This is a genomic window from Streptomyces sp. NPDC006624 (assembly GCF_040611555.1).
Lineage (GTDB): Bacteria > Actinomycetota > Actinomycetes > Streptomycetales > Streptomycetaceae > Streptomyces.
In genome coordinates this window covers 237,229-258,911 of the sequence record NZ_JBEXOM010000007.1, presented here as the reverse complement: position 1 = coordinate 258,911, position 21,683 = coordinate 237,229, and the positions used below count along the sequence as shown (strand labels likewise).

Genomic DNA, 21,683 nt, shown 5'->3' with positions numbered 1-21,683 from the left:
GTCGTGTGTCAGGCGCTCGCCTTCCGGGTGAGGTCGTAGAAGGTGGCCGAGCCGACCGTGACCTTCTCGAAGGTGGCCTCCACCCAGGCCGTGATCCGGGAGGACGTGCCGTCACCTCCGCCCATGCCGCCGCCCGCGCCGGAGGCGATGAAGTAGTGGATCTCGCCCTCCGCCACGTACTTCTTGAACTGCGCGAGCGTCGGGGACGGGTCGGTTCCGTTGAACCCGCCGACGGCCATCACCGGCACGCCGGTGGACAGCTGGTAACTCGCCGCGTTCTGGGCGCCGATGGCCGCCGCGGCCCAGGTGTACTGCCCGGCGTCGGTCTCCAGCAGCTTCCTGGCCTCGGAGTCGACGCTGGCGCCGTTGAGCAGACCGCCCATGCCGCCGCCCCCGCCCATGCCGCCCGTCCGGCCGCCGTCACCGTTCTGCTGGTTCTGGTTCTGGTTCGGGTTCTGGCCGGGCATGCCGCCGCCGGGGAGGCCGCCCCCTTGCGGGGGCTGGCCCTGCTGGTTCTGCTGGCCCTGCTGGCCCTGCTGGCCCTGCTGGTTCTGGCCCGCGCCCGGGAAACCGCCGCCGGGTCCGCCGTCACCGGGGGCGCCCCCGCCGCCCGGGCCGCCGCGGCCGCCCGCGACCGCCGGGCCCGCGGTGACGATCGAACCGGTGTGGCCCTCGTTCAGCGTGGTGAGCGTGTACGCCGCCGGACCGGCCAGCGCGGTGACCAGGCCCAGCCCGGCCGCGCCCAGGGCCAGCCGGCGCCCGAGCCGCCCGGCGAAGACCAGCCCGAGGGCCGCCGTCAGACCGCCGGCCAGGACCAGCCACTTCAGCCAGGGCAGGTAGTCGGAGGACCGGTTGAGCAGGACGTACCCCCAGGCCGCGGTCGCCGTGGTCGCGGCGGCCAGGGCCAGGGACGCCCACGCCTCGGACCGCTTCTGCCACAGCAGCGCCGCGCCCATGCCGATCAGCGGGGCGATGTAGGGAGCGAGGGCGACCGTGTAGTACTCGTGGAAGATGCCCTGCATGTAGCTGAAGACCAGCATGGTCGTGAGCAGCGCGCCACCCCACACGAGGAACGAACCCCGTGTCACGGAGGTCCGCTCCGCCTTCCGCGTGGCCACCAGACCGGCGACGAGCAGGATCAGCGCGGCCGGGATCAGCCAGGAGATCTGGCCGCCGATCGAGGAGCCGAACAGCCGGTCCCAGCCGGTCTCGCCCCAGTTGCCACCGCCGCCTCCGCCGCCGCCCCCGCCGCCTCCGACGCTGCCGGTCTCGTCGCCGTTCAGGCGGCCGAGGCCGTTGTAGCCGAAGGTCAGCTCGAGGAAGCTGTTGTTCTGCGAGCCGCCGATGTACGGGCGGGAGGACGCGGGCCAGAGCTCGACGACCGCGACCCACCAGCCGCCGGAGACGACGATCGCGGCCAGCGCGGCGGCGAGCTGCCCGAGCCGCTTGCGCACCGTGACCGGGGCGCAGACGCCGTAGACGAGGGCGAGCGGCGGGAGGATCAGGAAGGCCTGGAGGGTCTTGGCGAGGAACGCGAGTCCGATCGCGGCCCCGGCCCACAGCAGCCACCTGGTGCGGCCGTCCTCCAGGGCGCGGATGACGAGGTAACAGGCCGCCGCCATGAGCAGGGCCAGCATCGCGTCCGGGTTGTTGAAGCGGAACATCAGCGCCGCGACGGGGGTGAGCGCCAGCACCGCGCCCGCGATCAGGCCGGCCGCGGGGCCGAACCGGCGGCGGACGGCGGCGTACACGACGGCGACCGTGCCGACGCCCATGAGGACCTCGGGGACCAGGATCGCCCAGGAGCTGAGCCCGAACAGCCGCACGGACAGGGCCATCGGCCACAGCGCGGCCGGGGGCTTGTCGACGGTGATGGCGTTGGCCGCGTCCAGCGAGCCGAAGAAGAACGCCTTCCAGGACTGGCTGCCCGCCTGGACGGCCGCCGAGTAGAAGGAGTTGGCGTAGCCGGAGGCACTCAGGTTCCAGAGGTAGAGGGCGGTCGTGACGAGCAGCAGGGCGAGGAGGGCCGGGCGGGCCCAACGGGGGTCCTCGGGGCGGCCGCGCCACAGCCGCCGCGGCAGGGGCCGCGCGGGTTCGGCGGCCTCGGGGGAGGACGGTGCGGAAGGGCGTGCCCAGGTCTCGGGCCGCGTGGCCCTGCCCTCGGCCCGCTCGTCGTGGTGGACGGTCATCGGAAGTCCCTCGCATCGGTGGTGTCGTGCGGGCGCACCGGCATTAGCTGCACGGTGGCGTCCCGCCAGGGGTCGGCGGCGTCACCGGCGTGGAACGCGGGAGTGGTGTACGGGACGGCCGGCGCCGGTCCGTCCTCGCGCCGGTCGGGAAACACCCACGCCCGGAAGAGCAGGAAGCGCAGCACGGTGGCCGCGAGGTTGGCGGCGACGAGGACCGCCAGTTCGGTGGAGTGCGCGGGCTCGGAGCTGGCCGCGCCCAGCGCGGCGAGCGAGCCGCTGGTCAGGGCGAGCCCGATGCCGAACACGACCAGCCCCTGCGCCTGGTGCCGTACGGCCCCGCCGCGTCCGCGCACTCCGAAGGTGAGCCGCCGGTTGGCCGCGGTGTTGGCGACCGCGGAGACCAGCAGGGCCAGCGCGTTGGCGACCTGCGAGCCGGTGAAGGCCCGGAAGCCGCTGTAGAGGAGCAGGTAGAAGAGGGTGGACAGACCGCCGACCACGCAGAACCCGACCAACTGGCGGGCCAGCCCGTTCGGTACGTCCTTGATCTCGCGGTCGCGCGGGTCGTCGCCGAACGGCCGGGTCAGGCGGTCCAGCGGCAGCGAGCCGGTGGCCAGGGCCCTGCCGACCCGCCACACGCCCTTGAGGTCGTCGGTCGCGGTCCTGACGATGTGCACGGTCGAGTCGGGGTCGTCGACCCAGTCGACCGGCACCTCGTGGATCCGCAGCCCGGCCCGCTCGGCGAGCACCAGCATCTCCGTGTCGAAGAACCAGCCGGTGTCCTCGATCAGGGGCAGCAGCACCTGCGCCACCTCGCGGCGGATCGCCTTGAAGCCGCACTGGGCGTCCGAGAAGCGGGCCTGGAGCGAGCCGCGCAGGATGAGGTTGTAGGCCCGGCTGATGAACTCCCGCTTCGGGCCGCGCACCACGCGCGAGCTGCGGGCCAGCCGGGAGCCGATCGCGAGGTCCGAGTGGCCGGAGATCAGCGGCGCCACCAGCGGGAGCAGCGCGTTGAGGTCGGTGGACAGGTCCACGTCCATGTAGGCGAGGACCGGGGCGTCCGAGGCGGACCAGACGGCCCGCAGGGCCCGGCCCCGGCCCTTCTGCTCCAGCCGGACGACCGTCACCTCGGGGATCTGTGCCGCCAGCCGCGCCGCCACCTGCGGGGTGGTGTCCGTGGAGGCGTTGTCCGCGATGGTGATGCGGAACGCGTACGGGAAGGTGCGGGCCAGGTGCTCGTGCAGTCTGCGCACGCACGGCTGGAGGTCCTTCTCCTCGTTGAGGACGGGGACCACTACGTCCAGGACAGGCGTACCGGCTGAGGCGGCCGGGAGGTGCTCCCGCGCCGGCAGGGTGCCGGGAGAAGAGTCGGTTCGCATGGAACCGACCTTCGTCAGGCGCCCTGTTGTGCCCGTGTGGTGACGCTGTGGCGTGCCTGTGAGTGCTGCCGCCGGCTCATGTCCGGCTGCGGCCGGGGCGGCAGCGCGGGCAGGTGCACGGTGAACACGGTCCGCCCGGGCACGCTGTCGACGGTCACGGCACCGCCGTGCGCGCTCGCCACGGCCTGCACGATGGCCAGCCCGAGCCCGGTCGAGCCGGTGGCACGGGAGCGCGCGGAGTCGCCCCGCGCGAAGCGTTCGAAGACGTGCGGCAGCAACGCGGCCGGTATGCCCGGTCCGTCGTCCTGCACGTCCACGCACAGCCAGGGGCCGCGCCGCTGGACGCGGGCGGTGACGGTGGTGCCGGGCGGGGTGTGGTTGCGGGCGTTGCCGAGCAGGTTGACGAGGACCTGTTGCAGCCGGGCGGCGTCCGCCGACACCAGCGCGGGTTCGTCGGGCAGGTCGAGCCGCCAGACGTGGTCCTGGCCGGCCGCGCGGGCGTCGCTGACGGTGTCGACGACGAGCGGTACGAGGTCGGTGTGCTCGAACCGCAGCGGCCGCCCGGCGTCCAGCCGCGCGAGCAGCAGCAGGTCCTCCACGAGCAGCGTCATCCGCCCGGCCTCGGACTCGATGCGCCCCAGGGCGTGCCGGGTGTCGGGGCCGACCTGTTCGCGTCCGCGCCGGGTGAGTTCGGCGTACCCGCGGATGGAGGAGAGCGGGGTGCGCAGCTCGTGACTGGCGTCGGCGACGAACTGTCTGACCCGCGTCTCGCTCTGCTGCCGCGCGTGCAGCGCCCCGTGGACGTGGTCGAGCATCCGGTTGAGCGCGGCACCGACCTGGCCGACCTCGGTGTGCGGGTCGGTCTCGGAGTCGGGCACGCGCTCGCTGAGGTTCACCTCGCCGGTGTGCAGCGGGAGTTCGGAGACGCGGGTGGCGGTGGCGGCGACGCGGCGGAGGGGGCGGGTGGCGACGCCGATGAGGACGGAACCGGCGATGGCGGCGGCGACCAGCCCGGCGCCGGTGACGCTCACCTCGACCAGGATGAGGGTGCTGATGGTGGTGGTGACCGACTCGGTGGGCAGGGCGACGTAGTAGGAGTCCCCGTCGCCCGCGGTCACGTACTGCACGCGGTACTCGCCGAGACCGGGGAGGTCGACGGTGTAGAACTTCTCCGTGGCCGGCACCTCGGCTAGGGCGGCCTTCTGCTCCCCGGTGAGGCCGAGGGCGACGTTCTGCTGGAGCGGGCCGACCTCCTCGGAGGTCTCCTCGGCGAGGAACGCCCGGGAGACCGTGCCGTCGGCGCGGACCTCGGCGGCGACGGTGCCCGGCTGGGCCGGTCCCATGACGAAGCCCCTGATCCGCTCCCTCTCCGCGAGGTCCTCCTCGTCGGTGTCCTTCTCGTCGGTGTCCTTCTCGTCGCCCGGTTTCATCGGCCCCGACAGGCGCTTGCCCGCGTCGAAGACCTGGTCGTCGAGCTGTTCGTACAGATGCGACCGCAGGGCGAGGGTCGTCACCGTCCCGATCACCGCGCACACGACGGCGATCAGCACCACGGACGCGACGACGAGCCGGGTGCGCAGCGTGCGCGGCCTGCCTGCGCGCCACCCGCCCGGCGTCCGCTGCGTACGCGACCGTCGTCGCCCGCTCATGACGCAGCGGGCTTGATCAGGTAGCCGGCACCGCGCCGCGTGTGGATCATCGGCTCCCGCCCGGCGTCGATCTTCCGCCGCAGGTACGAGATGTACAGCTCGACGACGTTGGCCTGCCCGCCGAAGTCGTACGACCACACGCGGTCGAGGATCTGCGCCTTGCTGAGCACGCGCCGCGGGTTGCGCATCAGGAACCGCAGCAGCTCGAACTCGGTCGCGGTGAGGTGGATGTTCTCCCCGGCCCGGGTCACCTCGTGGCTGTCCTCGTCGAGGGTGAGGTCCCCGACGACCAGCATGGAGTCGGACCGCCGGTCGGCGGCACCGGACCGCCGTATCAGCCCGCGCAGCCGGGCGACGACCTCTTCGAGACTGAACGGCTTGGTGACGTAGTCGTCCCCGCCCGCCGTCAGCCCGGCGATCCGGTCCTCGACGGCGTCCTTGGCGGTGAGGAAGAGCACCGGCACGTCCGGCAGTTCGCGCCGCAGCCGTCCGAGCACGGACAGCCCGTCCATGTCCGGCAGCATCATGTCGAGGACGACGGCGTCGGGCCGGAAGTCGCGGGCGGTCCGCAGGGCCCCGTGGCCGTCCCCCGCGCTCCTGATCTGCCATCCCTCGTAGCGCAGGGCCATGGACAGCAGCTCGGTGATCGACAGCTCGTCGTCCACCACCAGCACGCGGACGGGGCTCCCGTCCGGCCTCAGCAGTTCGGTGCGCCCCTGGGGCGAGGTCGTGGTCATGCCGGACACGATGTCGGGGCCCTCTGAGAGCGCCCTTTCGCCGACCTGTGAATTACCTGAGAAACGCACAGGGGGTTCTCAGGGGACACCTGGGAAGGGCGTGGGACGGATATGGGGAGGGCGTGGGACGGATACGGGAAGGGCGTGGGGGTGTGAGAAGGGCGTGGGAAGGGCGGGCGCAGGGGAACGGCCCGGGAACGGCCCGGGAACGGCCGCCTCAGAACAGCCCGTCCTGCACCCCCGGCACCCCCTTGAACCGCCGCATGGGCACCGTCAGTTCGCCGCCGCCGGCGGCAGGCACCAGCCCCCACCCCGCCATCAGCCGCGTGTCGATCACGACCACCCCGCGCTCGGTCGCCAGATGCAGATCGGGCCCGGCGGCGGCGACCAGCTCACCACCGACCGCACACCCGGCAGCGAGCTCGCTCACCTCCCCGACGGCGCCGGGCACGCCCGCGAGCCCGAACACACCGACGTGGTCGACGACCCGCAGCGGCAGCCGCGCGAGCGACTCGGGCCACGCGGCGAGCGCCACGGCCCGTCCGTGCACCTCGGTGATCTCCGCCGCCCGCTCCGCCTCGCCGCCGGGCAGCGCGGACCGCACCGCCCGCTTCTCGGCGTACGGGATCCGGTCGGGCACCCCCAGGGCGGCCCGCAGCAGCTCCTCGGCCCGCCGCGCGGCCATCAGCGGCCCGACGCCGAGCCAGCTGAAACAGACCGCACCCTGCTCGAGCAGCCGCGCGGACCCCCGCTCCCGCGCCGTGATCCCGACCTTGAGCATGCCGGGTCCGAACCACGCGAGATAGACGTGGTACGGCCGCGGATCGTCCGCGATCGTGTCTGCGGCCACCGAGTGCGCCCGGTCCAGCCGCGCACACTCCTCACACCGCGCCCCCGTACTGCGGCCCGGCACGGCCGCCCTCACCGGACAGGCATGCCCGCGAGCCCCCACACACGTCCGCACACCCCCTTCGGCGACCCCGAAGGCCACCCGTTTCCCCCAGGTCAGCGCACTGCGCCGCCCCCCGTCCCACACCAGCACGGGACCGTCCTCCGCCGACCACCGCAGCCCTGAGCATCTCCACGCGTGTGCCATCGCTGCCGAGAGTAAGGGGGGACACTGACAACGCCGCCCGGACCTGTGGCCTGGCGAACGACCGCGGACAACCGGACGCCCGGACGCCCGGACGATCGGACGGCCGGACGACCGACGGGGCGCGGCCGAAGGCCCCGGGCAGCGGTCGGCGGTCGGCGGTCGGCGGTCGGCGGCCAGCGGCCAGCGGTCGGCGGCCAGCGGGCACCCGAGGGGCACCGCCGGACCGACCAACCGGCCGGCTGCCCGGCACGGACGGTCGCCTGGAGAATCGCCTGTGGACGCCGCGGCGCTACCCGGACCGCCGCGAGTGCCGGCTCGACCGCCGGCGCACCGTGAAGAAGCCGGCGAGCAAGCCGAGCCCCCAGGCGATCAGGAGGGCTCCCCACAGCGGCATGCTCACCAGGGGGATGAGCAGGCGGATCTCGACGGTCGAGCGGTTCTCGAAGATGAACACGAGCGCGACCGCGGTGATCACCACGAACGGTACGAAGCGGCGGACGCCGGGGCGGGAGAAGAAGGGCGTGTGCGCCTTGTGGTCCGAGCCGGTCCGGGACATGGAGTACCTCGCCATCACGTTGCCCCCGGATCCAGCGTCCCTTTCCCCGCCCCGGCCCGCCACCGGCAGCAGGCCGGGGCAGCGGCAGCAGGCCAGGGCAGGGCAGGGCAGGGCAACGGCAACGGTCCCGGATTGCCACGGCACCGACCCGGCGCGCCTTCACCCCCCTGTGCACCGCGGAACAAGAATGGCGACCGACAGCGCAGACCGACCCGACGACCGGGATGACCGGATGACCGGATGACCGAGGGGGCCATGGCGGGTGTGAACCGACGACAAGGACCGCCGGCCCGCCGGGGCAGGGTCATGAGCGGACTGCGGAACGTCTTCGTGCTCGTCCCCTCGGGGCTCAACTGGCCCCGGGCGGTGGCGTTCCTGGATGTCGCGCTGGTGCCGCTCATCGTGTTCTGGGCCATCGGGCACGAGCAGTACCTGCTCAGCGCACTGTTCGGACTGCTGTTCGCGGCGCTGGACGACCCGGGGGGCGGTTACGGGCACCGGGCCTCGCGCATCGCCGTCTTCGCCCTGATCGGCGCGGGACTGACCGCGCTGGGGTTCGGCATCGGCGCGCAGGCCTGGGGCTGGCTGGTGCTCGCGGCGTTCGCCGTCACGCTGGTGGCCGGCCTGATGGCCACGTTCGGAGCGCGCGGATTCGCCACCGCCCTGCTCCTCAACACCTGGTTCCTCGTCGCCGTGGCCCTCGCCTCCGGCCTCCACGGCACCCGGGTCACCAGCCACACCTGGGCCCAGGTGCTGGCCTGGGCGTCAGGCGCTGCGCTGTGGATCGTGGTCACGTTCATCGAGTGGCTGATCCGCGGCCGACGTGACCGGCCGCAGCCGATCGCGGAGTTCCCCGGTGACACGTCCCGGCACAAGCTGACCCCACCGTTGATCACGTTCGCCGTGATCCGCGCCGTGGCCGTCGCCGGGACCGTCGCCCTGGCGTTCGGGGGAGATCTGCCGCACGGCTTCTGGATGGTGATCGCGACGATGGTCGCGATGAAGCCGAGCGTGGAACAGACCGCCCTCATCGCCGTGCAGCGCGTCGTCGGCGCACTCATCGGCGCCGTCGCGGCCGCGGTCGTCCTGCTCCTGCCCACCGCGGTCCACGGACTCCGGTTGTTCGCGGTCGAACGCGGACTCGAGGTGGTCGCACTGGTCCTGCTGACCCACGCGGCAGCCATGCGCTTCTGGAACTACGCCCTCTACTGCGCCGCCATCGCCGCCGGTGTCCTCATCCTGCTCGACCTGCCACGCCCCTCGGACTACAGCACCGAGGGCTACCGCGTGCTGTGGACACTGTGCGGCGTGGGAATCGGCCTGCTCGTCATGCTGCTCGCGGACCAGCTCGGCCAACGGGCCAAGCGATCGCGAGCGAGGTCGGCATGAGTGTGCACTCGGCAGGATGGGAACCCGCCACCTTCTGATCCGCGGCTCCCCACAGATCAGCCGATGGCGGTCATGCACCACTGGACGCGCAGAGCCGGCGTGGCTGCCCTACCGCTGCCGCTGCCCGCTACCTGAGCCTGGCCGCTGCAAGCCACCTGGACCGCACTGGACCGCTACGTGCCGGGAGCCCGGTACTGGACCTGCCCGGCTTTGCGCAGGGCCTCCATCGTCTCCTCGACGGTCAGGAGGACGGTCGTCTCGAACGAGCTGAGTGCGCCGCCTCCGCTGATTGCCAGTGAGACCGCGGCCATGGACACGTTGTCGGGGGCCTCCCACAGGTTGTAGCCGTCGCGGGTGCCGAAGGCGTACCAGAAGCCGTGGAGCTTGCCGCCGACGGACTCGATGTAGGACTGAGCGGCCTTCGCGCGGTCCTCGGGGTGGCCGATCAGTCTCGCCCAGGTCTCCGGCGTGTAGCTGAACCTCGATAGATAGAGCGGCATCATGTCTCCCTTTCGTCCCAGCAAGGGATGCCCCCGCGGGGTGGGACACGTCCCCGAAGCCGCCCGCGCGTCCCCCGAACGGCCGGGATGATGACTCCGGCTGATCACCGGCCGTCGCGGTACTTCACCACCACACACCTCGGAAACGCCGAAGGCCCCGGATCTCTCCGGGGCCTTCGACCTGTGTGCACTCGGCAGGATTCGAACCTGCAACCTTCTGATCCGTAGGGTTGGGCAGGGCGTCGTGCCCGCTGCCGACAGCCTCGGATCCCCGATCGCCCAGGTTGGCGATCGTGTGCGAGCGTGTGCCGTCGTTGCCGTCAGAGCTGCCGTCAAATGGAAGCGTCGCGCCATCGCCGAGTGTCCGCCCCCGTCTCGGTGCCGGCAAAGCCACTCGACCATCCGCCGTCGGCGCTCGATCCCGGGGCCATCGAACTCGTGCGGCGTGCCCTCGGCGACGCCCGCCGGGTCGAGGACGTACCGCAGCCGTGCGGCGGCCAGCTGGTCGACGAAGGCGGAGACGGGGCACCGCCGATCGTGCGCTGCACGAGTCCGGGCTGCGGTCGCACGGGACAGAAGCTGCGCCCGAAGTCGCCTGAGGTCGTGGCACTGCACGAGCACATCAAGGGCTAGATGTTCATCAAGGTCTACCGTGTTCTGAACTACGTCGACGAGTTCATCAACTGCAAGGTGAACGAGATGCCGGAGATGGGATACGCCGTCGACGACGAGGTCGACGAAGTGCTGCCTGAGATCGTCCCGTTCACCGAGTAGGGCATGTGCGTCGAGACCTCGTGAAGTTCGACTCCTTCCAAAACGACCTGCAGCTCGCCGGTCAGCTCTACGTTTCACGTGGAACTTGCGTGCGAGCGCGGCGGAGTTGATCAACATGGCCGGGGTTCGCACAGTCTCGTACACGGCACAGCGGCTCGACTTGCTGCACCGTGCTGCCACTTCAGACTCAGCGCACGATCCAGCTACCCGGGCTGGACCTCAACTGCTGTGCGACAGGCGACCGTTTGCCTTGACCTCGAGAAGCACCTGGTGTCAGTGCCGTGCGTCAGAATAGGGCGCGCGGTCACAGCCGTCGCCGGAAACGGCGGCGGCCCCCTGGGTGAGAGCAGGAGGCCGCCAACAGAGTCAGGAAGATCAACCCACAAGGAGGTCGAAATTCCCAGCAACCGGAAGTGTAGGCGCTGCCAGTGTCAGCGGCCTACACCCAAGATCGCCCGCGCAGCGCGTGCACGCCGTCGGATAGCCACCAGCCGTGCGGCAGCCCGCACGGCCCGTATGCACCGCCGGGTGAACAGGGCCCTCGCGGAATGCGGGGCGCGACACCACTTCCGGCGCCTCCTCAGCACCGCTGAGGACGAGCTGGTCCGCATCGGCGTGAAGGCAAGCCTCAGTGGGGTCGGAGCGCTCGCGCTCTACTGGTGGCATCACCACAGCTGAGCCCCACTTCGGTGCCGCGCTCTCAGCGGGCGCGGCACCGGTTCAGCCCATCACCCGATGCGTAACACGTCAATGCCGTCCAAGTAGGCCGCGAACGTAATCCACGAGCGCGATCCGAGCAGCATGGCTGCGTCCCAGCCACCGGAAGCCGGCCACTCCTACCGACGGACTAAGGCCGTCGCGGTCAGTTCCATGACCTCGCGGCGGCCCTCCTCGGGAAGCTCGGCCAGCGCTTCCTCACACCTGTGGCACGGCTCGCTAAAGAATTCGGCCCCCTGCCGCCAGGCTGTTCGGAATCTTTGGCATCCGGGAAGTACGAACACGGAGCGACTACTCCAAAAGTCCGCCCGAGTTGGTCGGCACTGCGGGCAGGCCCTTACTGCGTGACGTTGCTGACCAAGCTGTCCCACAGATCGACTTACAAACTCGTCACAAGAATGTGGCGAGGATGATATCGCTGCGGGCGCGGCTATCCGTCGCTTGGAAGCAGCGACGCGGGATCCGCTCAGTCAGCACGTCGTTAGCGGTGCCGACGCCCAGCGTCAGACCGACCTCTTGGTGGCGCGCGGCTGGTCACGCCTCTGAGACCGGAACCCGTTGTTGTTGACCTGGGAAAGTACGGTTGCCAGCAAACCAGTTGGATGAAAACCTTGAGGTAGGTCTCCTTGCGCGTGTGAGACATGAGGTATGAGGGCGGGGTGTGGTTGCGTTGAGCAGAGCGGGCCAGGCTGGCGAGGTTGGAAGCGTTTTCCGGTGCGAACTGGCTACGCACTTGGCTGTTCATGGCCTCCGGAGTCGTCAGATTTCAGCGCTGCATCTCCCGGACGGAGTGGATCCCATTCGGCTGGATTTCGAGACCAGTGATCCTACTGACGATATCCGAGTCACCTTTTCTGATGGACGTCGAGCGTACGTGTCCGCGAAGCGGAAAATTGACCGTGGGCGACCACTTGAGGAGACAGTGGCCGGCTGGGTGGGGCAGGTTCCAATGATGGGCCCTGATGACCTTCTAGTCATCGCCGGCGAGGAACTCGTCGGCCCGATAAAGAACCTTGAGCGAGCTTTGCGACGCCACCGTGCGAGCCTACGCATGGAGACTCGCGAAGAGAGGGAAGCGTTCGATCTTCTTTCCGACCTACTCCCCGGGAATGTGCGCGAGCTGGTGCTCGATCGGGCGCGCGTCCTGCATCTACCCAACTCAACGGCACCGTCATCGCACCGAGATCTCCTGGCGGCCTTGATGGACTTTGTAGTTGTCGGCCTGCAGGGGCAGCGTGCTGTGAGTGCCCTAGCTGATTACTTTCATGGGCAAGCAGGCGAAGCGCTCGGGAGCACGATCGACGACTGGGTCGTTACGCTAAACAGTGTAGGCTTGACTGTTATTTCGGACCCGGGAGGTCCAGCTGCCATGCGCGTGACCTCCCGCTTGAATGCGGTCAATAGCTACCTCGCCCAACTCACGGAAGATGCTGGACGGATCGACCTCAGCCTGCTTGCTGAGGATCTACCGCCTATTGTGGTCGACGATCTCATCGGCGGCCTCCAGATTGACATTGAAGGTGAGCGCACGTCGCACTTTCTCCTTCAATATCTAAGGCGTTGGCGACGCATGCTCATTGTTGGTCAGCCGGGATCAGGCAAGTCAGTGGCGATGCGTGAGATTGCGGCCCACTGCGCAAGCCACCCTGCCGCCCCCACCCCGATTCTCGTGCCGCTGCCGCGTTTGTTGAAACACCAGTCAGAACGACTGACTATCGACGGTATAATCGATTGCGCCGCATCGGGTGCCGTATCGAGCCTGGAGCATACGCCGCTTGCTGAATATCTGACTGATGAAATCGCGAAAGGGAACGCGATCATCCTATGCGACGGACTCGATGAATGCGGCGCTCGTGCCTCATGGGTCGCGCAACAGCTCGCTAGGATCGTTACTTCTCTGCATCCGAATTGCGGCTTCGTCTTGACAACACGAGCGAATGCTCAGAACCCAGCTACTCGCCTTGGGCTGCCGCGAGTAGAACTCACGTGCCCGAAGGACCTTAGCGAGACGGTCGACAGCGTCCTCATTGCATGTGCTGACATTCGGCTCTCTGAGTCCAATCGAGCTACATGGTTGGCGACGCGACGCGCCTGGATTAAGGACGCTAAGGAACAGCACGAACACCTTCTCACGGTGCCACTGCTGGCTATCTTGTTGGCGCTTATTTGCGCGAACGCATCAGATGCGGATCTTCCCAAAGGGCGCGCGGCATTGCTGCATCGAGCGGTAGAGCAGTCCGTTGCAAGGTGGGAACAACTGCGGGAGACCCTTAACCCAGCTCGGCCCTGGTCACCCGAGCTGACAACGAGTATGTTGCTCCGCGGGTTCGTTACGCTCGGACGACTCCTGGACGGCGGAGCAACTCCTACACGTGAAGAGGCGCTTGATTCCCTGAGCGAGATGCTGAGGGACCCCGATCACTGGGCGCTGTCGCCTGCTGCCGCGTCGGAGGTAGCAGAGCACGTGCTCCGCTTCTGGGACGAGCATGTTGCTGTATTCGTTGTGAACGCCGCAGGCGAACTTACCACTCGAAGCAAGGTGTTTGCCGAGATTGCTACGGCCATGTGGGCAAGGGATTCCGACCGGAATGAATTGCTTGACTGGCTGCGCCAAGCCCTCGACTACACGGACTCTGATGGTGCGATTGCGCTCGCTTCCGGACTTGATCCCCGGATGACTGAGGCGCTCCTCGAAGTGGGAGCCTCTCCTCGGCCAGAGGCCATTCTCATGGTGGCTGATTTCGCAGTCCGAGGAGTCGTGACGCTTTCCAGCAACGAAATTGAACGCACACTGGGTGAACTTGAGAATGGAGTCGTCACGTCTCTCGAGGGCGAACCGCCCGCCAAGCGTGGCCCTAGCAATCCCCCGGAATGGTTCCCGACCATCTGGGATAAAACGCGCGATGCAGGTCCGTGGCCTTTTGTGGAATCTGCTTGCCTACTCGCGCTGCCGCCAGCATTGAGAGAGCGGCGGGCTGACCTGATAAGAAGTGCCGAGCTCGATGATAGTGCCGAAGTAGTGGCAATCGCGCTCTGCGAGTTGGCGGACGCACGAACGGACACATCTCCGTTGAGTGCGGCAGGTATCGCTGCGGTCGAGAAACTTCTTGCCGCCCCTCTTCCGGAAAAGTCAGAGGTTGTCCAGAAAGGTCGGCGGAGGTTTCAAATGGTCAGTGGTGGCCGCCTCACGCCCGGCCTGGCACAGGTCGCTTTGGCTGCAGTTGAACATCTCAGCGAGCTTCCAGATAACTCAGGTGAGCGCGTGTTCGAGATTGCGATGCACGCGCCTGGGCGCATCGCTGAGCGAATCTTCACTGCACTCGCACGTGCAGGTGTTGACACAAGTCGACGCTGGAAAGGATTTACTGCAGGAATGCGGGGCTGGTTTTCCAGCATCAGGGAAGGCAGGGCGGCACTGCTATCTGATCTGATTTCGCTTGGAGAACCGCCCGCGGAAACGACGAGCGAGGGCCTGTGGTCCCTCACCGATATCGGCGACCTGCTCGCTGCGACTGGATACTCAGATTCCCCGGTGACCGCGATTGATCGGGCCTTGATCCATGACACCTCAGAGCTTCGCCGCGCCTGGCTCAATGCAACAGCGGAAGCGTACGGTATCGACAAGCCTGCAGTAGTCAACCAAGCACTTCATCTTCAGCAGACGATCGAATCTTCCTCTACCCTTGATGATTGGCTTGTCGCCAGCACAACGCCACTGGTGAAGCCCTCCTTGCTGCCCGATTTGGAGAAAGTTCTCACTACCGATCAGAAGTCGATTTTGCTGGCATGCCTCGAAGCCGATTCCTCCTGGTTGGCATGGGCGTCAGCGGATGTGCTAATAAATTTGAAGGGAGAAGATGTTCCGTGGGATAGCCGTGAGCTATTCAATAGGGAGATGTCGAGTTGGTCGCGATTTAGGGCGGGCTTGTTTTATACGGTGGCCATCATGACTGCGGGCGATCAACGCATGTCGTTGCTGGCCGAGGCGGCGTCCTCGGATTCAGCAGATTACCGATACGCAGCCAAGATGGTCGTCTCAGTAGCACCGGAACTTGACGCCGATGGGTCGATCTTGGGAGCGCTGGGCCGAGACGTTGATCTGTCGGTCCGACCGGAGGAAGCGGAACAGGTCTTGCCTGCGCCGACACATTGGAGCTGCAATGACTGCAGGACGGTAAATGCCATGGATATCGAAGATTGTCAGGGGTGCGACGATGGCGTGCGCCCCAAGTCCTGATGTGGACCCGTCCCCGCCGTGAGGCTGATGGGGCCACCGATGAAATTCGACGGCTTCGTCCTCGCCAAGCGGAAAAACAATGGCCGGCGAACCTACCTGGCGCTGTTGCTGTCAGCATGCTTGGTGGCGCTGGGCCGACCGGCTGGTGGATCCCGCGGGGGCCTGCCCGATGTCCCGAGCTGTTCCGCTGACATCAGCGTCCCCGGACGGCGTGCGGCACACGGCAGCCACGTACTGCGCCCGTTTCACGAGGCCAGCCCCCGACCAGGCCTAGGGAAGATCGAACTCCTACAGCGGGTGTCGCAGATTCGCTGCCGGGGCCCCACGCACTTTCCCGCTCCAGCCGTGCCACCACTTCCTCACGACCGTCGGCGGGCAGGGGGCGCTGCTCACCATCACCGGCTCTCCATAGGGCGAGGCCTGCTTCCAGCGCGCCTGCCCGCGGAGCCGCAAGACATCCCGCCTGCGACGCGGAGATCACAGGTGACCCCACCACAAGCGCACCAGATCGAGCGGGCTACAGGGGGTGAACGACGGTGAAAGCAGCTGAGCCCGCAGAGGCCGCGAACCGGCCGCGCGGATCGTCCGCCTGCCGATCAGTCCTGACCGGGATCGGGTCCTGGGCGGCACATCTCGTCAAGGTGACGCGAAAAGAGGAGAACATGCATCTGGCCCTCGATCGATCTGAGATCCTGGAGACCGATCGAGAGGGGCTGCAGGTATGGAGTGGAAGACCCACGGTGAGCGTCAGGTCTACACCAACCCTTGGGTGAATCTGTGTCTGGTCGACGTCCAGCAGCCTGACGGACGTAGGTGGGAGTACCACGTCGTCCGCCTCCGGCACCTGGCCGTTGCCGCCGTGGTCAATGACCGCCAAGAGGTCCTGATGATGTGGCGGCACCGCTTCATCACGGACTCGTGGGCTTGGGAACTGCCCATGGGCCTGGTCGACGACGGCGAGACCCCGGAAGAAGCGGCTGCCCGCGAAGTCTTGGAAGAGACCGGCTGGCGCCCCGGGCCCATCAAGCCCCTGATCTATGCCGAGCCGGCGAACGGGATCACCGACTCGCAGCACCACGTCTTCCGCATCGACGGCGCCACGTACTCCGGTCCTCCCACGGAGAAGAACGAGTCCGACCGCATCGAGTGGATCCCCCTCTCAGAGGTGCGCGGGATGATAGACCGCCGCGAGATCGTGAGCAGCGGCTCACTCGTGGGTCTGCTCTACCTGCTCATGGATGAAGTGATCCGCTGACTGGCGGGAGGAGTTCCCGTAGCCGCGCCTCGAAAGCAAGGGCTACGGGCTCCTGCCTGTGTGGGGCCAACTGGTCGTAGAACTCCCTGAGGTGTCCTAACACTCGCTCTGAAGCCACCGCCGATGCGGGCTCAAGGGCTTGCGTGGCGGTGTGGCACGCCTCGTCAAGCTTGCCCTGGTCCAGCTGCGTGCGAGCCAGCCAGAACGAGTGGAACGCGCGGCCTCGCTGGTTGGTGTGGTGCTCCCGCCGCAGGGCATCGGCGATCAAGGGTTCGGCGGTCGACGCTTCGCCCAGACGGCCGTGGGCGATGCCCGTGTCCACAATGAGCTTCGGCTCGTCGAAGTAGGTCACCCATGAGGGGTCCGGATCGCTCGCCCCGATCTGCTCGAATTGGCTGTGCGCTTCCCCAATCGCCCGGTGCGTGTCATCACGGTTGCCGAGGGTGGCGTGGGCGAATGCTTCCCGCATAGCCAGCATTGACATAACGCGCGGCGTGCTGCCGAGTGCTGACCGAGCCTGATCCTGGGCTGCGGTCACAAGTGCCAACGAGTCCGCGGGCTTGTCCTGGTAGGTCGCCTGCAAGCTCATGCAGGCGAGGACGTTGGCCATGAACTGCCGGTCGCCGATCTCCTTCGCCAGCTGCAGGGCCTCGGTGAAGTAGGCGCGGGCCTGGTTGTACTGGCGGGCGTCGAAGTAGGTCCAACCCGTAAGGCGTGCCAGCTCGGCCGCGATGCCGTACAGACCATCCTGGATGGACGGTGGTCGGCTCTCCTTCAAGAGTCCGACGACATGACGGAGCTGGCCGACAATGGCTGGCCGCAGTGCCTCGCCGCCGTGCTGGTCGTCTCGTCGCCAGTAGTCCTCGATGGAGGAACGGAAGGCGTCAAGCGTGGCCTTATTCAGGCTGGTTCGCGTGGCCAGGGCCAAGATGCTGTCGACATCGGGACCTGGAAGAGATGCGGCGGCTTGCTGCTCCGGCTCCGGTACCTGAGGCGCCTCGCGCTCGTCGACCACGAGTGCCTGGGGCGTCTCCCACGCTCGGCGGGCAAGCCCGAGCATGTCTCCTGGGATGCGCAAACCGTCTGAGATGCGCTCGATGACATCCATGTGCTGCAACTGACGTCGACCAGCGATGACTTCGCCCACGCGGCTCGGCGTCAGGTCACAACGCCGGGCGATCATCGACGGATAGATCCCCGCCCTGACCTTCACCAGTCGGAAGACTCTGGCGAAGTCCCGGACCCGACACGCATCGATCATCTCGGGATCGGTGAGCAGCCTGGCCGGCAGTTCCTGCGGCCGGTCCGGCTCTGGCATCGGCAAGCTCCCACACTGCGAGGGCTACGCAACGTCGCTGGTTCTCTACTTCCGGCGATATTACCCAAGTTGGGTAATCAGCCTGACCTTTCGGCGGCGGCCCTCTGATCGCGATGCTCCTTTCATGGCGAGCAAGGAGCAGACCAGACCAGGCATCGGTGAACTGGCGAAGGACACCGCCAAGGGACGTATCGGCATCGTCATGGGTGAGCTCGGCGGCCGAGTGCAGATACGGCCCATCGGCGGCGGTCGGGAGTGGGACGCCATGCCGGACAAGGTGGTGCGGCCCAGTGCACGGGAGGAACTGAGCGCACGCCTGGCCATCAGGAACGGCAACAGCAGGGACGGCCTGTGATGCGCGCCATCGGCCGATACGCGGGAGTCCTCTTCATCATCATGATCAGCGGGTCGTGTGGCCTGGTGATCGGCATGGCCCTCGCTGTCGGCCAGTAGACCGGTCGCCCCGGACGGGGTGTTCATACCCCGGTTCCCCCACCCCCGTTCGGGGCGGCCTCCCAACCCCGTAAGTGCCACGCTCCACCACCCAAAGAGGGAGTACTCGCATGACGGCAACGGCGAACGACCAGAGGACCGGCCGCGCGGTGGCCGGTGAGGAGCTGTTCCGAAGCCTCGCCCACTTCGTGGTCGTCCACAACGGCCAGCCACCCGAGCGAGCCGAGCGCATCGCGGACCAGGCAGTGGCCTTCTTGGTCACCGCGGCCACCGCCACCGTCCCCATGGTCCCGTCGGACGACGTGGACCTGGGCCTTCACGCGCTCATCCTGCACACGAAGGAGTACACCGAGCTGTGCGACCGGTACGCGGGCCGCTTCCTGCACCACAACCCCAAGCCCGGTGGTGGGGCCCGTGATCCGGAGCAGGTCGCCGCTTCGGCGCGCGCCATGAAGACTGCGGGCTTCATGGTCTTCGACGACCTGTGGACCGTGGACGGCACGAACCTGGCCCAGTGCGACGCCGACTGCGGCCGCCCGTACGGCCAGGCGTAGCAACACGACAGCAGCGGCGCGGCCGGCCTCGACTCGTGGTCGGCCGCGTTCGCCCGGAAGGAGAACTGACGTTGTCCGGCTCACCCTCTGAACTGCCGATCGTGGTGCTCGACGCCCTGATGCCCACGTCTCAGCGCTTGGTCCTGAACCGCCGGGGCTCCATGGTCTGGGAGGTGCAGAGCCATCGAGGTCACTACGCCGTCAAGGTCGGCTATCCGATCGAGGCTACGGCCGACTGGCCCGCCCAGCCCTGGACCGCCCTCGCGCCCGCACGTGAGGGTGCCGTACTGCATCGCCTCGGCTTCGACGACTTCGCGTACGGAGAATGGGAGCGCGGGACGTGGAACTTCCAGCCATGGCACGAAGGGCCGGACCTGTACCGGCTGTGGGATCCCTGCCGTGCCGAAGGCTCGTCCGTCGCTCCACACGCCAGCGTGGCACTGGGTTGTGTGGAGGTGCTGGCCGAGCTGCACGCCAAAGGTTGGGCCCACGGCGATGTGCAGCCCGCCCACTTCATCATCGGGCCGGAGCGGACGCATCTGATCGATCTGGCTCTAGCCCGGGGCGGACACGTCCCCGACGGGTACGACTTCCCGTTCCGCGGTTGCCTCGTCCACTACGAGGCCCCGGAGATCGCACGCAGTGTGCTCGCCACTGGGGAAGCCGAGCCCACCCCGGAGGCAGACGTCTATGCCCTTGGAGCATCCCTGCTCATCTCGGCCACCGGCTGGCGGGCTGTGGAGTACCCGGACGACGCTCCACGCCCCGTGCAGAGACAAGCTGTGGCCGACGGCAGACGGCGCCCCGTCATGGTGCCCGGCGTGCTGGGCGAGTTGATCGAGGCGATGCTCAGCCATGCTCCCGAGGACCGGCCGACCATCTACGAGGTGGGCCAGGCCCTTAGCGGCCTCTAGAACTCGGTTCGCCCGGCGGCGCTCACTCAACGGGCGAACCGAACAAGCACCCGCCACGTGTGCTTCCAGCAACCTCCCGCCGGGCTCAAACACGCTGCTTCCAGACGACACGGCCTGCACTGGGTACGAGATGAGCGTTGCCGCCATGACCTGTGATTCCGACGGCCGAGCGTGGGTGCGCTTCGGGCGGTCTGGTGGTACGGCGCACTGGTGGTACGGCGCCTGATGCGTTCCGTCCTGGTGCTGGTGATCGACGTGGAAGGGACGGCTCAGGGGACCTTGTCTTCACCACGAAGAACGGCACCCCCATCAAACCGCGCCACCTGAACCGCTCCTTTGAAGGGCTGTGCGTCCGTGTCGGCGTCCACAGGGTCCGCTTCCACGACCTGCGCCACACCTGCGTCTCGCTGCTCCACGAGCAGGGCGCCGACGCCCGCATGATCATGGAGGTCCTCGGCCACAGCTCCATCCGCGTGACCATGGACATCTGCACGTTCGTACGGCTCGACTCCCAGCGGTCCGTCGTCGACCGCAGTCCGTCTTCGACCGCGCTGCGGACGCACTGAGGGATGACGGCAACGATCCGGACGATGACGGCGGCCCCGAAGGTGTGCTCGTAGCCCTCTGATCGGCCCGCGACAGCGGTTGCCGTCAAACACTGCCGTCAAGACAAAAGCCAGAGGCCCTGTGGATCACTCCACAGGGCCTCTGACGTGCTGTGCACTCGGCAGGATTCGAACCTGCAACCTTCTGATCCGTAGTCAGATGCTCTATCCGTTAAGCTACGAGTGCTTGTTCTGTTTTATCGCCGCTCTCGGGCCTTCCGGCTCGCTCGCGGCGACAGGAAGAACATTACATGACTGCCGCCGCCATGTGAAATCCATTGGCCGCACCCCTTGTGACCTGGGCAAACGGCCGGATCGAGGGGGGAACGACAGCGAAGCCCCGGTCGGGTGACCGGGGCTTCGTGATCGAGTGCGGAGGCGGAGGGATTTGAACCCTCGATGGGCTTTAAGGCCCAAACCGCATTAGCAGTGCGGCGCCATAGACCGGACTAGGCGACGCCTCCAGGCACATCCTCACGCGCGAGCGCGAGTCGGTGCGTGCCGATGATGACACAGTCGAGCGTGCTGTCACCAATCGACCCCCACGGTACTAGGCGGGAAGGGCGCAGGGCAAAGCCCTTGTCGCCGGGGGTGTGAGCGGGCCCGCGCAACGTCTGGGGGCCGCCGGCGTTAGTCAGGGCATGTCGTATGCCACCCCCCGGGCCACCACCCGCCCCGCCCTGCGGCGCCTCCTCCTCGGCGCCGCCGCCTCCTTCGCCGCCGTCGGGTCCCTGGCCGGCGTGACCCCCGCCGCGCACGCCCAGGCCGACGGCGTGGGCCTGCCGTCGCCGGCCCGGATCGGTGACGGCCCGCAGCGGGACCACCTCACCGTCACCGTGAAGAACGCCGGCGGCGCCGACGGGACCTTCGAGCTGTACTGCGACCCCGAGGGCGGCAGCCACCCCGACCCGCGCGGCGCCTGCGCGGCGCTGGAGCGGGACACGCGGTGGGGCAGGGACCTCTTCGCACCCGCGCCCCGGGACGGCTTCTGCACGATGCAGTACGGCGGCCCCGCCACCGCGCACGTCACCGGCACCTGGTCCGGCCGCCGGGTCGACGCGACCTACGACCGCCGCGACGGCTGCCAGATCGCCCGCTGGGACCGCCTCGTCCCGCTGCTGCCCGACCTGAACGCCGGGGACGGGGCCTGAGAGGGCGGGACGGGGCGCCCTTTGCGCCACATCCCGCCCCCATTCCGCCGGCCCGGCCGAAAGGTACAGAAACGCCGCCCTCGTAAAGGTCTCGCGAAGGTCCCGCGACGTCGTCGCAGGAGGGCGGGCGTTTCGGGTTACCCGGTCGTCAGTTCGGGGTCACTTCCTCGTGCGACCTCGCTCTCATCCGGCGTCGCGAGCGCAACCCCAGCC

General features: G+C 68.2%; 18 protein-coding genes, 2 tRNA genes and 1 pseudogene. 11 read left to right on the top strand and 10 right to left on the bottom strand.

The features are described from left to right. Positions 1-8: 8 nt before the first annotated feature. The 6 genes from ABZY20_RS16350 to ABZY20_RS16325 form a co-directional block, all read right to left on the bottom strand. The gene (locus ABZY20_RS16350) at positions 9-2,189 is read right to left on the bottom strand and encodes a glycosyltransferase family 39 protein (RefSeq protein ID WP_356442100.1); all 2,181 of its coding nucleotides are present in this window, start codon (positions 2,187-2,189) and stop codon (positions 9-11) included. Beyond that, positions 2,186-3,565, bottom strand: a complete 1,380-nt coding sequence (locus ABZY20_RS16345) for a bifunctional glycosyltransferase family 2/GtrA family protein (protein ID WP_356442098.1) — start codon at positions 3,563-3,565, stop codon at positions 2,186-2,188. Before ABZY20_RS16345 ends, ABZY20_RS16350 begins: the two co-directional genes overlap by 4 nt. Before the next feature lie 14 nt (positions 3,566-3,579). After that, positions 3,580-5,214 carry a HAMP domain-containing sensor histidine kinase gene (locus ABZY20_RS16340; protein ID WP_356442096.1) on the bottom strand — a complete coding sequence of 545 codons (1,635 nt, stop codon included), beginning with the start codon at positions 5,212-5,214 and terminating at the stop codon, positions 3,580-3,582. After that, positions 5,211-5,951, bottom strand: coding sequence for a response regulator transcription factor (locus ABZY20_RS16335; protein ID WP_356442094.1), 741 nt, complete (start codon positions 5,949-5,951; stop codon positions 5,211-5,213). The genes ABZY20_RS16340 and ABZY20_RS16335 overlap by 4 nt, the downstream gene beginning before the upstream one ends. Positions 5,952-6,168: 217 nt before the next feature. Continuing rightward, positions 6,169-7,047, bottom strand: a complete 879-nt coding sequence (locus ABZY20_RS16330; RefSeq protein ID WP_356442093.1) for a DUF2797 domain-containing protein — start codon at positions 7,045-7,047, stop codon at positions 6,169-6,171. Positions 7,048-7,336: 289 nt separating this feature from the next. Next, positions 7,337-7,603 (bottom strand): hypothetical protein, encoded by a 267-nt coding sequence (locus ABZY20_RS16325; RefSeq protein WP_356442091.1) that lies wholly within the window; start codon positions 7,601-7,603, stop codon positions 7,337-7,339. A 306-nt stretch (positions 7,604-7,909) separates the two neighbouring features. Between ABZY20_RS16325 and ABZY20_RS16320 the strand changes: the two genes are divergently transcribed. Then, positions 7,910-8,992, top strand: coding sequence for an FUSC family protein (locus ABZY20_RS16320; RefSeq protein WP_356442090.1), 1,083 nt, complete (start codon positions 7,910-7,912; stop codon positions 8,990-8,992). 173 nt (positions 8,993-9,165) lie between these two features. Here the strand turns inward: ABZY20_RS16320 and ABZY20_RS16315 are convergent, their stop codons facing one another. Then, positions 9,166-9,492, bottom strand: a complete 327-nt coding sequence (locus ABZY20_RS16315; RefSeq protein ID WP_356442088.1) for a GYD domain-containing protein — start codon at positions 9,490-9,492, stop codon at positions 9,166-9,168. Between the two features lie 378 nt (positions 9,493-9,870). On the opposite strand from ABZY20_RS16315, the gene ABZY20_RS16310 reads away from it, so the two are divergent. The 4 genes from ABZY20_RS16310 to ABZY20_RS16295 all read left to right on the top strand — a co-directional run bounded on the left by ABZY20_RS16310 (position 9,871) and on the right by ABZY20_RS16295 (position 16,475). Further along, positions 9,871-10,125, top strand: a complete 255-nt coding sequence (locus ABZY20_RS16310; RefSeq protein ID WP_356442086.1) for a hypothetical protein — start codon at positions 9,871-9,873, stop codon at positions 10,123-10,125. Beyond that, positions 10,126-10,266 (top strand): hypothetical protein, encoded by a 141-nt coding sequence (locus tag ABZY20_RS16305; RefSeq protein ID WP_356442084.1) that lies wholly within the window; start codon positions 10,126-10,128, stop codon positions 10,264-10,266. It begins immediately after the preceding gene. A gap of 1,768 nt (positions 10,267-12,034) precedes the next feature. Then, positions 12,035-15,220 carry a hypothetical protein gene (locus ABZY20_RS16300; protein ID WP_356442082.1) on the top strand — a complete coding sequence of 1,062 codons (3,186 nt, stop codon included), beginning with the start codon at positions 12,035-12,037 and terminating at the stop codon, positions 15,218-15,220. A gap of 721 nt (positions 15,221-15,941) precedes the next feature. Continuing rightward, positions 15,942-16,475: an NUDIX hydrolase gene (locus tag ABZY20_RS16295; RefSeq protein ID WP_356442081.1), complete on the top strand. Its 534-nt coding sequence runs from the start codon at positions 15,942-15,944 to the stop codon at positions 16,473-16,475. Here the strand turns inward: ABZY20_RS16295 and ABZY20_RS16290 are convergent. Continuing rightward, positions 16,453-17,793 carry a hypothetical protein gene (locus ABZY20_RS16290; RefSeq protein WP_356442079.1) on the bottom strand — a complete coding sequence of 447 codons (1,341 nt, stop codon included), beginning with the start codon at positions 17,791-17,793 and terminating at the stop codon, positions 16,453-16,455. The two genes, ABZY20_RS16295 and ABZY20_RS16290, sit on opposite strands and share 23 nt — an antisense overlap. 124 nt (positions 17,794-17,917) lie before the next feature. On the opposite strand from ABZY20_RS16290, the gene ABZY20_RS16285 reads away from it, so the two are divergent. The 5 genes and pseudogenes from ABZY20_RS16285 (at position 17,918) to ABZY20_RS16265 (ending at position 20,280) form a co-directional block, all read left to right on the top strand. Beyond that, positions 17,918-18,148 (top strand): hypothetical protein, encoded by a 231-nt coding sequence (locus ABZY20_RS16285; protein WP_356442077.1) that lies wholly within the window; start codon positions 17,918-17,920, stop codon positions 18,146-18,148. A 208-nt stretch (positions 18,149-18,356) separates the two neighbouring features. Then, positions 18,357-18,800, top strand: a complete 444-nt coding sequence (locus ABZY20_RS16280; RefSeq protein ID WP_356442075.1) for a hypothetical protein — start codon at positions 18,357-18,359, stop codon at positions 18,798-18,800. A gap of 71 nt (positions 18,801-18,871) precedes the next feature. Further along, complete coding sequence (locus ABZY20_RS16275; RefSeq protein ID WP_356442074.1) at positions 18,872-19,714, top strand: protein kinase; 843 nt, start codon at positions 18,872-18,874, stop codon at positions 19,712-19,714. Positions 19,715-19,866: 152 nt separating this feature from the next. Next, a pseudogene (locus tag ABZY20_RS16270) lies at positions 19,867-20,136 on the top strand (tyrosine-type recombinase/integrase); the annotation flags it as partial. A 15-nt stretch (positions 20,137-20,151) separates the two neighbouring features. After that, positions 20,152-20,280 carry a hypothetical protein gene (locus ABZY20_RS16265; protein ID WP_356442274.1) on the top strand — a complete coding sequence of 43 codons (129 nt, stop codon included), beginning with the start codon at positions 20,152-20,154 and terminating at the stop codon, positions 20,278-20,280. 153 nt (positions 20,281-20,433) lie between these two features. Here the strand turns inward: ABZY20_RS16265 and ABZY20_RS16260 are convergent. Both ABZY20_RS16260 and ABZY20_RS16255 read right to left on the bottom strand, forming a co-directional pair. Beyond that, positions 20,434-20,506 (bottom strand) — tRNA-Arg (locus ABZY20_RS16260). Positions 20,507-20,692: 186 nt separating this feature from the next. Then, positions 20,693-20,783 (bottom strand) — tRNA-Ser (locus ABZY20_RS16255). A gap of 177 nt (positions 20,784-20,960) precedes the next feature. Here ABZY20_RS16255 and ABZY20_RS16250 point away from each other — a divergent pair. Next, positions 20,961-21,470 (top strand): SSI family serine proteinase inhibitor, encoded by a 510-nt coding sequence (locus ABZY20_RS16250; RefSeq protein WP_356442073.1) that lies wholly within the window; start codon positions 20,961-20,963, stop codon positions 21,468-21,470. Positions 21,471-21,683: the final 213 nt, after the last annotated feature.